Source organism: Pseudovibrio sp. Tun.PSC04-5.I4 (assembly GCF_900104145.1).
GTDB lineage: Bacteria > Pseudomonadota > Alphaproteobacteria > Rhizobiales > Stappiaceae > Pseudovibrio.
In genome coordinates this window covers 1,979,634-1,994,115 of sequence record NZ_FNLB01000006.1, presented here as the reverse complement: position 1 = coordinate 1,994,115, position 14,482 = coordinate 1,979,634, and the positions used below count along the sequence as shown (strand labels likewise).

General features: G+C 50.5%; 14 protein-coding genes. 11 read left to right on the top strand and 3 right to left on the bottom strand.

The window, feature by feature from the left end; translation table 11 throughout:
- Position 1 precedes the first annotated feature (1 nt).
- The 3 genes from thiL to BLS62_RS14295 all read left to right on the top strand — a co-directional run bounded on the left by thiL (position 2) and on the right by BLS62_RS14295 (position 4,712).
- Positions 2 to 1,027 (top strand): thiamine-phosphate kinase, encoded by a 1,026-nt coding sequence (gene thiL / locus BLS62_RS14305; RefSeq protein WP_093181948.1) that lies wholly within the window; start codon positions 2 to 4, stop codon positions 1,025 to 1,027.
- Positions 1,028 to 1,184: 157 nt separating this feature from the next.
- Positions 1,185 to 2,402 (top strand): MFS transporter, encoded by a 1,218-nt coding sequence (locus tag BLS62_RS14300; protein ID WP_093181945.1) that lies wholly within the window; start codon positions 1,185 to 1,187, stop codon positions 2,400 to 2,402.
- Between the two features lie 180 nt (positions 2,403 to 2,582).
- On the top strand, positions 2,583 to 4,712 hold the full coding sequence (locus BLS62_RS14295; RefSeq protein WP_093181943.1) for a sodium-translocating pyrophosphatase: 2,130 nt from the start codon (positions 2,583 to 2,585) through the stop codon (positions 4,710 to 4,712).
- A 53-nt stretch (positions 4,713 to 4,765) separates the two neighbouring features.
- Here the strand turns inward: BLS62_RS14295 and BLS62_RS14290 are convergent, their stop codons facing one another.
- Together BLS62_RS14290 and bamE are read right to left on the bottom strand one after the other, a co-directional pair.
- Positions 4,766 to 5,182, bottom strand: a complete 417-nt coding sequence (locus tag BLS62_RS14290) for an acyl-CoA thioesterase (RefSeq protein WP_093181941.1) — start codon at positions 5,180 to 5,182, stop codon at positions 4,766 to 4,768.
- Positions 5,183 to 5,349: 167 nt separating this feature from the next.
- Positions 5,350 to 5,787 (bottom strand): outer membrane protein assembly factor BamE, encoded by a 438-nt coding sequence (bamE, locus tag BLS62_RS14285; protein ID WP_093181938.1) that lies wholly within the window; start codon positions 5,785 to 5,787, stop codon positions 5,350 to 5,352.
- Between the two features lie 127 nt (positions 5,788 to 5,914).
- On the opposite strand from bamE, the gene BLS62_RS14280 reads away from it, so the two are divergent.
- The 7 genes from BLS62_RS14280 to BLS62_RS14250 all read left to right on the top strand — a co-directional run bounded on the left by BLS62_RS14280 (position 5,915) and on the right by BLS62_RS14250 (position 10,773).
- A complete protein-coding gene (locus tag BLS62_RS14280) occupies positions 5,915 to 6,481 on the top strand; it encodes a ubiquinol-cytochrome C chaperone family protein (RefSeq protein WP_093188932.1) in 567 nt (188 codons plus the stop codon).
- Positions 6,468 to 7,046 carry a DUF177 domain-containing protein gene (locus tag BLS62_RS14275; RefSeq protein ID WP_093181935.1) on the top strand — a complete coding sequence of 193 codons (579 nt, stop codon included), beginning with the start codon at positions 6,468 to 6,470 and terminating at the stop codon, positions 7,044 to 7,046. Before BLS62_RS14280 ends, BLS62_RS14275 begins: the two co-directional genes overlap by 14 nt.
- Positions 7,047 to 7,207: 161 nt before the next feature.
- Positions 7,208 to 8,260, top strand: a complete 1,053-nt coding sequence (plsX, locus tag BLS62_RS14270) for a phosphate acyltransferase PlsX (protein ID WP_093181932.1) — start codon at positions 7,208 to 7,210, stop codon at positions 8,258 to 8,260.
- A gap of 10 nt (positions 8,261 to 8,270) precedes the next feature.
- On the top strand, positions 8,271 to 9,248 hold the full coding sequence (locus BLS62_RS14265) for a beta-ketoacyl-ACP synthase III (RefSeq protein ID WP_093181929.1): 978 nt from the start codon (positions 8,271 to 8,273) through the stop codon (positions 9,246 to 9,248).
- Positions 9,249 to 9,383: 135 nt separating this feature from the next.
- Positions 9,384 to 9,695 carry an integration host factor subunit alpha gene (locus BLS62_RS14260; protein WP_093181927.1) on the top strand — a complete coding sequence of 104 codons (312 nt, stop codon included), beginning with the start codon at positions 9,384 to 9,386 and terminating at the stop codon, positions 9,693 to 9,695.
- A gap of 40 nt (positions 9,696 to 9,735) precedes the next feature.
- Positions 9,736 to 10,440: a MerR family transcriptional regulator gene (locus tag BLS62_RS14255; protein WP_093181925.1), complete on the top strand. Its 705-nt coding sequence runs from the start codon at positions 9,736 to 9,738 to the stop codon at positions 10,438 to 10,440.
- Between the two features lie 78 nt (positions 10,441 to 10,518).
- Positions 10,519 to 10,773, top strand: coding sequence for a hypothetical protein (locus BLS62_RS14250; protein WP_143521565.1), 255 nt, complete (start codon positions 10,519 to 10,521; stop codon positions 10,771 to 10,773).
- Here BLS62_RS14250 and BLS62_RS14245 read toward each other — a convergent pair.
- The gene (locus tag BLS62_RS14245; protein ID WP_093181920.1) at positions 10,761 to 11,189 is read right to left on the bottom strand and encodes an Lrp/AsnC family transcriptional regulator; all 429 of its coding nucleotides are present in this window, start codon (positions 11,187 to 11,189) and stop codon (positions 10,761 to 10,763) included. The two genes, BLS62_RS14250 and BLS62_RS14245, sit on opposite strands and share 13 nt — an antisense overlap.
- Before the next feature lie 134 nt (positions 11,190 to 11,323).
- Here BLS62_RS14245 and BLS62_RS14240 point away from each other — a divergent pair, with 134 nt between their 5' ends.
- A complete protein-coding gene (locus BLS62_RS14240; RefSeq protein ID WP_093181917.1) occupies positions 11,324 to 14,386 on the top strand; it encodes an aminotransferase class III-fold pyridoxal phosphate-dependent enzyme in 3,063 nt (1,020 codons plus the stop codon).
- Positions 14,387 to 14,482: the final 96 nt, after the last annotated feature.

The window sequence follows — 14,482 nt, the reverse complement described above, 5'->3', positions numbered from 1 at the left end:
GATGAGCGAGAAACCCGCCCCTTCCAGACTGGGAGAGTTCTCGCTTATTGAGCGCTATTTTGCGCCGCTTGCTACCAGTATAGGCGCGGCGCACTTACAAGATGATGCTGCAGTTTTTGCCCCTGACACCGGATGTGAATTGGTTGTAACCAAGGACATGCTGATGGCAGGGGTTCATTTTTTTGAAAATGACCCTCCTTTTGCCGTGGCGCAAAAAGCGCTTGGCGTTAATCTCAGTGATCTTGCTGCCAAAGGCGCGATACCTAAAGGCTATCTGCTTGGTCTTGGCCTTTCTGATGATATTGGCGAGGAGTGGATTGCAGAGTTTTGCCGTGGCTTGAAAGCTGTTCAGGATCGTTTTGGTATCGATCTTCTGGGCGGTGATACAATTTCCTGCCCCAAAGGACCGCTGCTTTCCATAACTGCTTTCGGAAATGTTCCCATTGGTGACGTGGTTCGTCGCAACACTGCTGTTGCTGGCGCCAAGCTTTATGTGACTGGGTCTATCGGGGATGCTGCGCTCGGACTGAAATTGCGATTGGATGAGGGACTTGCAGCACAAGTCGGTTTGTCTGATGCAGAGCGTGATTTTTTGCTGGATCGCTATCTTTTGCCTCAACCACGTGTGAGTGCTGCGGATGCGCTGCGGGATTATGCTGTTGCGGCCATGGATATATCTGACGGTCTGGTTGGGGACCTTGGGCATATGTGTCGGACTTCAAAGGTGCAGGCGCGGGTTATTTTGGAAGATGTACCCTATTCATCTGCTGCCTCTGCAATGATTGCCAAGAACCGAGAGTTTCTGGAAACTGCTATTTCCGGCGGGGATGATTACGAGATCCTTGCCGCTATTATGCCTGAAAATTGTACAGCTTTTGAAAATGCTCTTACCGCGACAGGTCTTGCAGTCACGCAGATTGGTGACCTTCAAACTCTGGATGCTGGGCAAGAGCAGGGCACAGTCGAATTGATCTGGCATGACGAGCCATTTATCTTGCGCGGTGCGGCTGGGTTTCGGCACTTTTAGACCTCAATAATCGATTGAAACCGCAGATTGCGACGTATTTTCATCGGGTTATTCTTATATCTCCCAAAGTTGCAGTAGATGTCATGAGCTAAGGAGTTGCTCATTACGGGAAATTGACTAGGTTGTTGGTTCCTACCTGCATTTGAAAGTACACATCATGGGAAATTCTGTTGCGGCTCCGTTTATTGATGACGGTCTGGCAAAACGTAATGCGTTGCTTTTGGCGCTCGCACAGTCTTTTGCAGGTGGTGTCCCTCCCATTATTTTTGCAACGACGTCCATTCTGGCCTCTACGCTTCTGGTTGAAGATAAGTCATTGGCGACCTTGCCGGTAACTGCGTTTGTTCTGGGAACTGCGATTGGCACTTTGCCTGCTGGCATGTTGATGCGCAGTTTTGGTCGCAGAAACGGGCTGGCTGGTGCCTTATTGTTTGGTATGGTCTTCGCGTTGGTGGCGGCATATGCCGCGTATGTTGGCAGCTTCCCAATTCTTTGCGTGTCCACAATGGGCAGCGGTTTTGTCATGGCGTTTACGCAACAGGCCCGGTTTGCAGCAGCTGATACTGCCAGTGCCGCTTTTAAGCCAAAAGCAATTTCCTGGGTTTTGACCGGCGGCATTCTTGCTGGTGTGGTTGGGCCGCAAACGGTTATTCTGACACAGGGCATGTTTGAACCGTTCCTGTTTGTGGGAACTTACCTTGCGCAGGCTGTTCTTTTGGCTATCGGCCTGTGTTTTGTCGTCTTTTTGAAAATACCAGTGCCGCCGAAGCTGGACAGAAGCCAGCGTGGACGTCCGCTCCTTGAGATTATGAAACAACGAAATTTCTTGGTTGCTGTGTCCACCGGTATGATCAGCTATTCGATTATGAACCTGATTATGACGTCGGCACCGCTTGCTATGGTTGCCTGTGGCTTGACTAATTCTGACGCTGCGCTCGGTATTCAATGGCATGTGATTGCCATGTTCGCACCAAGCTTCATAACAGGGTCTTTGATCGGCCGATTCGGCCATGGACCTGTCATTGGGGCAGGTTTTGTAATTTACGCAATTTGCGCGCTGGTTGGCCTTACGGGATTAGAGCGTTGGATTTTCTGGAGTTCCTTGGTTTTACTTGGCCTTGGTTGGAACTTTTCCTTTGTTGGAGCCTCTGCACTGCTCACACAGACTTACCGACCAGAAGAGCAAAACAGAGTCCAGTCCGTAAATGACTTCTTTGTCTTTGGTTTAGTTGCAACCGCGTCGTTTTCCTCAGGGAAATTGTTAAGTGTATTTGGCTGGGAAACTGTGAATATGATGGTGTTCCCTTTCGTCATCGTATGTCTAATTCTTGTTATGTCACTTATGTTTACTGAAAGACGCGAAGTTAAAGTTTGAATAATTCCAAGTAAATTCTGGCATTTCAACATACGTGTTTCCTTCCACTACCACGCAAAAGCAACTTGACGGATAGTGACAGGTATATACCGTCACTGTGTCCGTTAAATTACACAAGTGCAGTGCGGATTTTGCTACAAATACACACATAAGTAGCAGGGTACCCTTAGGGGAGGGAATATGACTGAACTTATCGTAACCATCACGTGTGGCCTGCTGTCTGTCGTTTATGGCATTTGGGCAATTCGCAATGTGATGGCCGCTGACACCGGGTCTGCAAAGATGCAGGAAATTGCCGGTGCTATTCAAGAGGGCGCACAGGCGTACCTCTCTCGTCAGTACACCACTGTTGCAATCGTTGGCGCTGTTATCTTTGTGATTGTTGCCTACTTGCTGGGCATCACAGTTGCCATTGGATTTATTATCGGCGCCGTTCTTTCCGGCTCCGCTGGATTTATTGGAATGCTCGTTTCAGTACGGGCAAACGTTCGCACTGCACAAGCTGCAAGCCAGAGCCTTGGGGCAGGGCTCTCCATTGCATTCCGTTCTGGCGCTATCACCGGCATGTTTGTTGCTGGTCTCGCTCTTCTGGGCGTGGCTGTTTACTACGTGATCCTCACCGGGCCATTGGGATATGATCCAACATCACGTATTGTGATTGATGCTCTTGTAGCTCTTGGGTTCGGCGCGTCTCTGATTTCCATCTTTGCTCGTCTTGGCGGCGGTATCTTTACAAAAGGTGCTGACGTTGGCGGTGACCTTGTTGGTAAGATTGAAGCTGGAATTCCTGAGGATGATCCACGCAACCCGGCTACAATTGCTGATAACGTTGGCGACAACGTTGGCGATTGTGCTGGTATGGCTGCCGATTTGTTTGAAACCTACGCTGTGACGCTTGTTGCAACCATGGTTCTGGCAGCGATCTATTTTGCAGGAACGCCTGAGCTTCAGGCGACCATGCTTTACCCAATGACGATCTGTGGTGTTTGCTCTGTTGCATCCATCATTGGCACGTTCTTTGTGCGCCTTGGGGCGTCAAACTCCATCATGGGTGCGCTCTACAAAGGCTTCATCGCAACTGCGGTTATTTCACTGATCATCCTTTATCCGCTGACCTCTTGGGTCTTTGGCGGTATGGATACTGTGCTGACCATGAGCAACGGCGTGACCTTCACCTCCATGGATTTGTTCCTGTGCGGGGCGACTGGTCTAGTGGTGACAGGTCTGATCATCTGGATCACTGAATACTACACCGGTACGAACTTCCGTCCTGTGCAGTCCATCGCGCGTGCGTCTGAAACTGGTCACGGCACCAACGTTATTCAGGGCCTTGCGATCTCCATGGAATCCACTGCATTGCCTGCTTTGGTGATCATTGGCGGCATTATCGTAACGTTCCAGCTTGCTGGTTTGTTCGGTATTGCGATTGCTGTGACAACGATGCTTGCACTTGCGGGTATGGTGGTTGCGCTTGATGCGTTCGGTCCTGTGACTGATAATGCGGGCGGCATTGCTGAAATGGCGAACCTGCCAGCTGAAGTGCGTGCCACAACTGATGCGCTGGATGCTGTTGGTAACACCACAAAGGCTGTGACCAAAGGGTATGCGATTGGGTCTGCTGGTCTTGGTGCACTGGTGCTGTTTACAGCCTACACCGAAGATCTGAAGTACTTCGTGGCGAACTCTGATCAGTTTCCATACTTCAAAGGCATGACAGCAGAATCTATCGATTTCTCACTCACCAACCCTTATGTGGTGGTCGGTCTGTTCTTCGGTGGTTTGTTGCCATTCCTGTTTGGCGGTATGGCCATGACAGCAGTTGGGCGTGCGGCCAGTGCTGTGGTTGAAGAAGTTCGGCGTCAGTTCAAAGAACAGCCTGGTATCATGAAGGGCGAAGTTCGTCCTGATTATGGCCGTGCTGTTGATATGCTGACGAAGGCTGCCATCAAGGAAATGATCATTCCTTCTATGCTGCCTGTGCTGTCTCCAATCGTCTGTTACTTTGCGATCGAAGCAATTGCTGGCAAAGCAAATGCATTCGCATCCCTTGGTGCAATGCTGCTTGGTGTGATTGTGACAGGTCTCTTTGTTGCGCTTTCTATGACCGCTGGTGGCGGTGCGTGGGATAACGCTAAAAAGTACATTGAAGACGGTCATTACGGCGGTAAAGGCTCTAGCGCTCATCAGGCGGCTATTACCGGTGATACAGTGGGTGATCCTTACAAGGATACGGCTGGTCCAGCTATTAACCCAATGATCAAGATTGCCAATATCGTTGCTCTTCTGCTTCTTGCAGTTCTGGCACACTAATTGGTTCTACTTGATCCTTAGAAAACCCCGGCGATGATCTCGCCGGGGTTTTTTTATGCGGGTTCAGGAAATAGCTTTTTGCAACTTTCTTTTACATCCTCGGGAAAAGGGCAGGATTTGCGGATTTTGCGATCCATGTGGACCCCGACAGCTTGCATGGTCGCGACTGGCTTGTCGCTGATTGCATCAAACATGGTGTGGCGAAAGCGGATGGTTTTATCCTTCACCTCTGTAATTTCGGAGCGCACGACGAGCAAATCGCCAGCCGTGACTTCGGCCAGATAATTATTTGTGATCTCCAGAGCTGCCATGCCCTTGTTACCCTCCCGCACATAAGAGGGTGTAATGCCGATATGTGCGAGCAGATGCCACGTGGCTTCGTCAAATTTGGAGGTGTACCAAGCCACGTTCATGTGGCCCATATGGTCTTCCTGATGCGGGTAGACGACCCCGCGGTATGTTTCAATCATCTCATGTCCCCAGAAGACTGCAATAAAGAACACAGTAGTGCGTGCACTCAGGCGGGTCATTAAGACTGTCGGATACCTACTGGCCGGGCAAAGAAAAAGCCGATGCCCGGAGAAGGGCATCGGCTTTTATTTTCAGACAACTTGGTTATTAGCTTGTTAAGTAGTCTTTACAGGCCAATTGATGGATTTGCTGCTCCGCGCAGGATCTGTGTTAGGAGACCATAATCAGCACCGCCGGTGCGTGTTCTTCTGCCGAGGTAATCAAAGACTTTGCCATCTTCAATGCCGTAGTCACCAACGGACTTCACATAGCCGTCTTTATCAAAGTAAACAGCGACAACACGCTGATCTACGATAGATGGAGACAAGAACGCCACGGTTTCGCTTTTTTGCGAGATATAATAGTAAGCTTCACCGTCCAGTTTGGACACGGTGGATGGACTACCAAGGACCAGTTCTACCTGTTCGCGGCTAGAGCCGACTTGAACATCTTGAATTGCATCAGGTGAAACGATCTGGCCATGAGTTAATGTCTGGGTGAAGCAGCCAGCCAAAGGCAGGCTTAAAATAGCGAGGAACGCAGTACGGCGCGCAAATGCAAACATTCCAAACATCCTGTTGGCTTGCAATATGCAGCAAAATGCAGCAAGCAAGCGGTTTAGATTAAGACTTGTGCTTATGCCATCCTCATGGCAGGGACACAAGCAACTCGATAAGCGCAAGAGAGGTGCCATGATCTTCGGCTTATTCCGACGACGCGAAGACATATCCATCCGAGCAACTTATGAGCGGATCGTCGCGCAGGCACGACTACCGGTGTTTTATGAGCGCTATGGTATACCTGATACGAGCGAAGGTCGCTTTGAGATGATCGTTTTGCACGCTTTTTGTGTTTTTCACCGGTTAAGAGGTGAGGATAAAGCGGGGCGGAAATTTGCGCAGGCTGTTTTTGATCTGTTTTTTCTGGATATGGATCAGAGCTTACGAGAGCTGGGTATCGGGGATGAAGGTGTGCGTAGGCGGGTTCGTAAAATGGTCGAATCATTCTATGGGCGGACAACAAGCTACGCAAAAGCTTTGGAAAACAGCGACAATACGGCGCTATTTGATGCCTTTGCACGAAACATCTACGCAGATAGTGGGGAACGTGTTGCGATCAACGGGCTTGTTCATTACATGCTTGATGCTGTGGAAGGGTTGGCAGCGCTGTCAACAAAAGAAATTCTCAAGGGCGACTTGAACTTTGTGGCACCACGAGCAGAACTGATAAGGGAAGACGCCAGCGATGGCCAACAGTGAATACCCATGGGCTCATCTCATTGATGTCACACGGCTTGGGAATAAAACAAGCCGGTTAAAACTGGAGCTGAATGAGGCTGAGCGGACAATTATCGCAAAAGCATATGATTTGATGGATTTGCCAGAATTTGTGGCAGATCTTGAAATTCGTCCGTGGAGACGTGATGGTCTTGCTGCGCGCGGCCACATTCATGCCTTGGCTATACAACAATGTGTGGTAACGCTTGAGCCAGTTAAATGTCAGGTGAACGAAGAATTTGACCGGACGTTTTTGCCTGCGTTAGATCCTCGGGGCCGTCGACGGACGCTGGATGATACCCTGGAAGTCGACCTGGATGTTGATGAGAGTGATCCACCGGATTATTTTTCGGGTCCACAGGTAGATTTAGGCGCAATAATTTGCGAACATTTTGCTTTGGGTTTGAGTTCGTTTCCTCGGGCTGATGGGGTTCAAATGGATGAGCAGTATGCACCGGCCCCAGAGGAAGAAAGTGAAGAAGTAGAAGAGCAGAAGCCTTCTCCCTTTGCTGCGCTGGAAGCCTTGAAAGGCAAGAGTAAATCTTAGGTTGTTGCAAAGGTATTTTTGTGAATGGGTGTTGCGGCAGGTCTAGAATTTAGTATCTTCGCGACGCGCATTTCCACCGAACCTAGGGAAAATGCTCTTAACTATACCAAGGATCGTCGTTACAAGGGCGAAACTTGATGGGACAAGGCTGAAAATTGGAAATGTCTGAAAAAATACGTATTTCTCTTGATGCTATGGGAGGGGATTACGGTGTGGAAGTGGTGTTGCCTGGGGCTGACCTGGTGTTGCAACGCTGTCCGAACATCGAGTTCCTGCTTTTCGGTGATAGTAAAATCATCGAACCAATGCTCGAGGAATACCCTCGTCTAAAGCAGGCATCCGTTGTCCATCATACTGATGTTTCGATTGGTATGGATGAAAAACCAAGTCAGGCTCTGCGCAAAGGCCGTGGCAAATCTTCCATGTGGAAGGCGATCGCTGCGGTGAAAAACTCTGAAGCGGAAGTGGTCGTTTCTGCCGGTAATACTGGTGCGCTGATGGCTATGTCCAAGTTCTGCTTGCGCACTATGTCTGGTATTGAACGTCCTGCGATCGCGGCCATGTGGCCAACTATGCGCGGTGAATCTATCGTGCTTGATGTGGGTGCAACCATTGGCGCAGATGCGCAGCAGTTGATTGATTTCGCTATTCTTGGCGGCGCAATGTGTCGCTCAGTTCATGGTGTTAAGCAGCCAACCGTTGGTCTTCTTAATATCGGCGTTGAAGAGGTTAAGGGTGTTGAGGAAGTGCGCACAGCTGGTAAAATGCTGCGTGAGCTGTCTCCTCCAAACCTCGTCTATTCCGGTTTTGTTGAGGGCGACGATATCGGTAAGGGTACTGTTGATGTTGTCGTGACCGAAGGGTTTGCTGGCAATATTGCGCTCAAAACAGCCGAGGGAACAGCAAAGCAGTTTGCTGGCTACCTGCGTGCTGCTATGAAGCGGACTCTCATGGCCAAAATAGGGTATCTTTTTGCACGGGGCGCTTTTGAGCGACTACGCGCTAAAATGGATCCACGTAAGGTTAATGGTGGTGTTTTTCTTGGGCTCAACGGCATTGTCATCAAAAGTCATGGCGGCGCAGATGCTGAAGGTTTTAGTGCAGCCATTGAACTGGCCTACGATATGGCTAAGAATGATTTGATTAAAAAGATCTCTGATGATTTGGCAAACTACCATCGTGGTCGTTTCTCAATCGCTGAAAAGAATAACTGAAGGGTTTACAGTGAAGGCACTTCGCTCTGTATTTTTAGGCTGTGGCAGTTACTTGCCGGAAAAAGCACTAAGCAACCAGCAGCTTACTGAGTTTGTTGACACTTCTGATGAGTGGATCGTTCAGCGTACTGGAATCAAAAATCGTCATATTGCTGCAGAAGGTGAGTTCACCTCGCATCTGGCAATCAAAGCGGCAAAGGCTGCTTTGGAAAATGCCGGTGTGGATGCGCAAGACATTGACTTGATTGTTTTGGCAACGTCGACGCCAGATAACACGTTTCCAGCAACGGCTGTGGCTGTTCAGGCTGCGCTTGGCATTCATCATGGGTTTGCCTTTGATGTGCAGGCTGTTTGCTCCGGCTTCGTTTATGCTGTGACCACGGCTGATGCGTATTTACGTTGTGGCATGGCAAAACGTGCTCTTGTGATTGGTGCAGAGACGTTCTCTCGCATTTTGGATTGGGAAGACCGCACCACCTGCGTGCTCTTTGGCGATGGCGCTGGCGCTGTTGTTATGGAAGCGCAGGACGGTGAAGCGGCTTTGGCTGAGCGCGGTGTATTGACCTGTCATCTGCGGTCTGATGGCCGTCACAAAGACAAGCTTTACGTGGACGGTGGTCCTTCTACCACTCAGACAGCTGGTTACCTGCGCATGGAAGGCCGTGAAGTCTTCAAACATGCTGTTGGCATGGTCACTGATGTGATTGAGGCCGCGTTTGAAGCTACTGGCACCTCGGCTGATGATCTGGATTGGTTTGTGCCGCACCAGGCGAACCAGCGCATTATTGATGCATCTGCCAGAAAACTGGGAATCACACCTGAAAAGGTTGTGAAAACAGTTTCAGAGCATGGCAACACATCAGCCGCTTCGATTCCCTTGGCTTTGGATAGTATTGTGAAAGCTGGCAAGGTCAAAAGAGGCGATCTGATCATGCTGGAAGCCATGGGCGGCGGCTTCACTTGGGGTTCTGTGCTTCTTAAGTGGTAAAAAGCAGTAAAAACCCCCAAAGGGTTGCAATAGTTAGCAAATGAGCTGTTGACGCTGACGCCGGTTAGCCATACCGTAAATCGCTGAAAGCAAGCTTTATTCTTACGGATCATGGCTTTACCGGAGGAGGGTGGAATGGGTAGTCACACTGTAACCCGCGCGGATTTGTGTGAGGCGGTTTACCAGAAAGTCGGCCTATCTCGGACTGAATCTGCTGAACTTGTTGAACAGGTTCTTGCGGAAATATCTGCCAGTCTCGAAAATGGCGATTCTGTTAAATTGTCTAGTTTTGGCTCTTTTGTTGTCCGCTCTAAAGGCGAACGCATTGGCCGTAATCCTAAAACGGGTGAGGAAGTTCCTATTTCTCCACGTCGGGTTATGGTTTTTAAGCCAAGCAATGTTTTGAAACAACACATCAATGATGCTTTGGTTGAAGGCGCTAGCTAATTGCTGCCCCCAAAATAATTAGGTTTAGAGGGTCTGCATTGTGGAGAAGAGCGTCGACGCGTTCCGAACAATTAGTGAAGTCGCTAATGAGTTGGACTTGCCACAGCATGTCCTGAGGTTCTGGGAAACTCGATTTACCCAGATCCGGCCTCTGAAAAGAGGTGGTGGACGCCGTTACTATAGACCTGATGACCTGGAGCTTCTGCGTGGCATACGCCACCTGCTCTATGGGGAAGGCTACACTATTAAAGGCGTGCAACGTATCCTGCGTGAGCAGGGCGTGCGCATTGTTATGGATGTCTGGAAAGAAGGTGGCGGTGTTATCGTCCCTTCATCAGTCAGTGCGAATACACCTATCGGCATTGCTGAAAGCGCTTCTGGCGATTTTGTGAGTAGTGCTGCTGAGGCTGCTGTGGCGCAAGCTGTTATGTCCCCTTATGAGGATGCTGGGCCGCAGGAAGACTGGGTGGCTGAGGGAGCTGGAGAAGACGAGCAAGGTGACTTGCGAAGCTTCAGAGAGCCAGAACCTGACTTGCCATTTCCATCTGGTTTGTTGCCAGATGATGAGCCGGACCCGAATGGCAAAGGCGGCCATGGTGCGTTCCGCTTTATGGATCGCCTTATGGGATCGGAAAAAGACGAGGCTCCTGCCTCTACCGGCCTTTCCAAGGATGAAGTACATCTTTTGCAGTCAACCCTGTTTGAGTTGCTGGAATGTAAACGCATGCTGGATCAAGCGCGCTAAAACTACGTTGATTTCATTTAGTTCCACTGAACTGTGACCTGTTATACCATGGGCTTGTAGTAGCCCATGGTGAACTTTGTGCGGCGTATATTCGGTTTTTTGGCCCTTTTCATCTCTATGCTCATTTGGGTAATGGCGTTTGCTGTGCCGTTTCTCGCGCATTACATTGTAGCGTGGGATGGAGTTGGTGCGCATTTTGGTGTGTTTGGGTTGCTGTATATTCTTGCTGAGGTGTTTTGGTATGGCGGGGCGCTGCTGCTAGGCAAGGAACTTATCAGTCTTACACGACGTGCGTGGCGGTGTATTACGTCGTTGTTCCGTCAAGCGCGTTGAAACTCTTCTCGCAATACAACAGATGTTGTGAGGTCGGCGACACCATCGGTTGTTGCAATGGCATCTCTCACATTGTTCAGTGCTTCCATGGAGGGGGCAACCACCTCCACGATCAAGTCCAGCTCCCCGCTGATTGAGCTGGCGCGTTTGACTTCTGGGAAGGCTGCCAAGGTATCCAGAATAGTGCGCATGGGCGTGCGGGAGAGGCGGACGAACAGGTAGGCTGCGATGTGCGCAGGGTCTATGCCGCCGATATCTGCCCGATACCCGCGAATTGTCCCGTTCCTCTCCAATCTTGTTATGCGTTCGCTGGTGGCACTGCGAGACAGATTGATACGTGCAGCCAATGTCTTGGTGGGAATGCGGGCTTCCTTGGAAAGAATGGCGATGATTTCGCGATCAGTTGCATCAAGCATTACGTCTATCCATCCCAGTCAGAAGAGTTCCGTTAAAATACTTATTAATCGCGACAGACTGCAGGTGCAACTGACATAATGTCGGTATTCTGAAATATCACAGTGGTTTAAAATCTGGGCAACTGGAGAGATCAATGACTGATATTAGCCATCCCGAGCCGAATTTTGCTGTAGAACAGATTGCATCGCTTTTGAAAACGCACTGGGGCCTTGCCGGCACCTTGTCGCCGTTGGAAAGTGAACGTGATCAGAACCATCGCCTTGACGCCGAGGATGGGAGCAGTTTCACGGTCAAAATTGTGAATGCCAGCGAACCTGCTGTCGAGACCAGCTTTCAAACTGCCATGTTGCAACATCTAGCTGTTTCTTCGCCGGAATTACCTATGCCGCGTTTGTGTCTGACCAATTTGGGTGAGGCGACCGAACCTGTTACTGATCCAGATGGAACCTCCTATGCCATGCGTGTTGTTTCCTGGGTTCCCGGTGTGCCGCTTGCTGAGACCAAGCGCGAGGATGGAGTTGTTGCCAGCCTCGGCACGTTGCTTGGCAAGGTGGATATGGCGCTGCGTGGGTTTGTTCACCCCGGTGCTTTGCGCAGTTTTGAGTGGGACCTCCGCACTGCTGGTGATGCGCGTGAGCGGCTGGATGCCATCCCCGACCCAGACAATCGCAAGGTCGCCGCGTATTTCCTTGAGCGGTTTGATAAGAATGTTGCGCCGCGCTTGGCAGGTCTGCGAGCGGCGGTTATTCATAATGATGCCAATGACTGGAACGTTTTAGTTGATCCCGATGATCATTCCACTGTGTGCGGTCTGATCGACTTTGGCGACAGTTTGCATACGCCGGTAATTGCAGAGGTTGCTATTGCGGCGGCTTACACGATTATGGATGTGGCTGATCCGATTGGAGCTGCAGCTGAGCTTGCTGCGGCATACCATGGCGAATATCCGCTTGAGGAAGGGGAGATCGATCTGCTGTTTGATCTGATCGCCATGCGGTTGGTGACCAGTGTCAGCCTGTCTGCTTTGCGCAGGGACGAGGCTGAGGACAATCCTTATCTTGCGGTCAGTGAAGCGCCTGCGTGGAACCTGCTGCACAAGCTCTATGGCATGAAGCCAGTCTTTGCGACGGCAATGTTGCGCAAGGCCTGTGGTTTTGAGGCTGTGCCGGGCGCCACGAAGGTGATCGGGTTTTGCGCTAAAAACCGGAATTCCTTTGCCCCATTGTTTGATCGTCATCCAAAGCTGATGGCTAAAGCGCTGGTTCCCTATGATGATCCTGAGAACGAGATGACGATTACGTCTCGCGACCGTAAGCCGGAGGAGGCTCAGGATTGGTGGGAAGATTATTGTGATGCCCACAGCGTTGAGCTTGGTATTGGGCCATGGGGCGAAAACCGCAGCGTTTATTCTTCGGACTTTTTCCAGAGCCGTTTCATAGAGGGTGAGCGCCGGCGTAATCACCTTGGGTTTGATTTGTTTTTGCCTGCTGGAAGCCGCGTTCATGCGCCAATGGAAAGCCGTGTTCGTTCCGTTGTCATTGAGACAGACCTACTCGGGTATGGGTGCATGATTGCGCTTGAGCATAAAACTGATTGTGGTCAGCCGTTTGTAAGCTTGTGGGGGCACATGGCGCACGAAGCTGCAAGCCGGTTGAAGACCGGAGATGTGCTTCATGCGGGTGATACAGTTGGGTATCTTGGAGCCGATGATGAAAATGGGGGCTGGGCACCACATTTGCATTTGCAGCTTTCAACGGATGTATCTTTGAATGCAGAAGAGATTTTAGGAGTTGGGGAAGAGAACTACCTTGATGTATGGGGCGATTTGTTCCCGTCGGCAATCGACTTTGCTGGTCTTCCTGCGGAGAGCCTTGGTAGCGGTGGGCGTTCTGTTGAGGAAATTGTCTCATTGCGTCGCCATAACCTGTTGCCGAACCTTTCTATATCTTACAGCGAACCGATTAAGTTTGTGCGCGGGGAGGGCGCGCACCTGATTGATCATCGTGGCCGGGCTTATCTGGATTGCTTCAACAATGTTTGTCATCTGGGCCATGCTCATCCAGATGTGGTTGAGGTTCTGTCCTGTCAGGCAGGATTGCTCAATACGAACACACGCTACTTGCACGACAACATCGTTGAATATTCAGAACGGCTAACCGCAACATTGCCGGATGGTCTGGCTGTTGCCTCGTTTGTATGTACGGGCAGTGAAGCCAATAGCCTGATGATCCGTATGGCAGAAGCGCATACCGGACGCCGCGATGCTGTGGTGTTGGACTGGGCGTATCACGGTACAACACCGGAGCTGATTGCTCTGAGCCCTTACAAGTACAAGCGCAATGGTGGCAAAGGGCGGCCCGACCATGTGTTTGAGGCTGCTATTCCAGATGCCTATCGTGCGCCCGCGGACTGGTCACCCGAGGAAATCACTCAGCGCTACATTGATAGTGTGGCGCAGCAGTTGGACCTGATGAGAAAACAAGGACGTGCGCCGGCTTTCTTTATTGCTGAATCAATTCCAAGTGTGGCTGGTCAGGTGTTTATGCCGGATGGTTATTTGCAGGAGGTCTACAAACTCATCCGTGCTGAAGGTGGTTTGTGTGTTGCCGATGAAGTGCAAGTTGGGTTTGGCCGTGTTGGATCGCACTGGTGGGCTTTTGAAAGCCAGGGTGTAACGCCGGATGTTGTGACGATGGGCAAGCCAATCGGCAATGGTCACCCCATGGCAGCACTGGTAACGACCCGAGAGGTGGCATCCAGTTTCAACAATGGCATGGAGTACTTCAACACGTTTGGCGGCAATCCGGTGTCCTGCGCGGTTGGTCTTTCTGTTCTCAACGTGATTGAGCGGGATGGCTTGCGCCAGAATGCGCAGAGTGTGGGAGAGTATATCTTGTCCGGTTTCCGCAAGTTGATGGAGAAATACGAGTTTATTGGTGATGTGCGCGGTATGGGCCTCTTCCTGGGTATTGAGTTGGTGAAAGACCGCCGGACCAAGGAGCCTGCAACGGATATGGCGAGGCGTATTGCAAACCGCGCAAAGGGCCTTGGCATATTGATGGGAACCGAGGGGCCATATGACAATGTTTTGAAGATGCGCCCACCAATGATTTTTTCTAAGGAAAATGCGGATTATCTGCTGGATGTGCTCGATCAGGCTATGACTGAGTCCGTTTCTGCTTTGGAAACAGCGTAAACTATCAAAAAAGGGCCAAAGTTAAGCCTTTTTTAACTGGAGAATAGGCGGGGACATGAGGGTGTCTCCGCTTTTTCTTTGGCTTGCCTAATTAGG

Coding starts and splice junctions, on each gene's coding strand:
- thiL (WP_093181948.1), top strand. CDS start 2: ATGAGCGAGAAACCCGCCCCTTCCAGACTGGGAGAGTTCTCGCTTATT.
- BLS62_RS14300 (WP_093181945.1), top strand. CDS start 1,185: ATGGGAAATTCTGTTGCGGCTCCGTTTATTGATGACGGTCTGGCAAAA.
- BLS62_RS14295 (WP_093181943.1), top strand. CDS start 2,583: ATGACTGAACTTATCGTAACCATCACGTGTGGCCTGCTGTCTGTCGTT.
- BLS62_RS14290 (WP_093181941.1), bottom strand. CDS start 5,182: ATGATTGAAACATACCGCGGGGTCGTCTACCCGCATCAGGAAGACCAT.
- bamE (WP_093181938.1), bottom strand. CDS start 5,787: ATGTTTGCATTTGCGCGCCGTACTGCGTTCCTCGCTATTTTAAGCCTG.
- BLS62_RS14280 (WP_093188932.1), top strand. CDS start 5,915: ATGATCTTCGGCTTATTCCGACGACGCGAAGACATATCCATCCGAGCA.
- BLS62_RS14275 (WP_093181935.1), top strand. CDS start 6,468: ATGGCCAACAGTGAATACCCATGGGCTCATCTCATTGATGTCACACGG.
- plsX (WP_093181932.1), top strand. CDS start 7,208: ATGTCTGAAAAAATACGTATTTCTCTTGATGCTATGGGAGGGGATTAC.
- BLS62_RS14260 (WP_093181927.1), top strand. CDS start 9,384: ATGGGTAGTCACACTGTAACCCGCGCGGATTTGTGTGAGGCGGTTTAC.
- BLS62_RS14245 (WP_093181920.1), bottom strand. CDS start 11,189: ATGCTTGATGCAACTGATCGCGAAATCATCGCCATTCTTTCCAAGGAA.
- BLS62_RS14240 (WP_093181917.1), top strand. CDS start 11,324: ATGACTGATATTAGCCATCCCGAGCCGAATTTTGCTGTAGAACAGATT.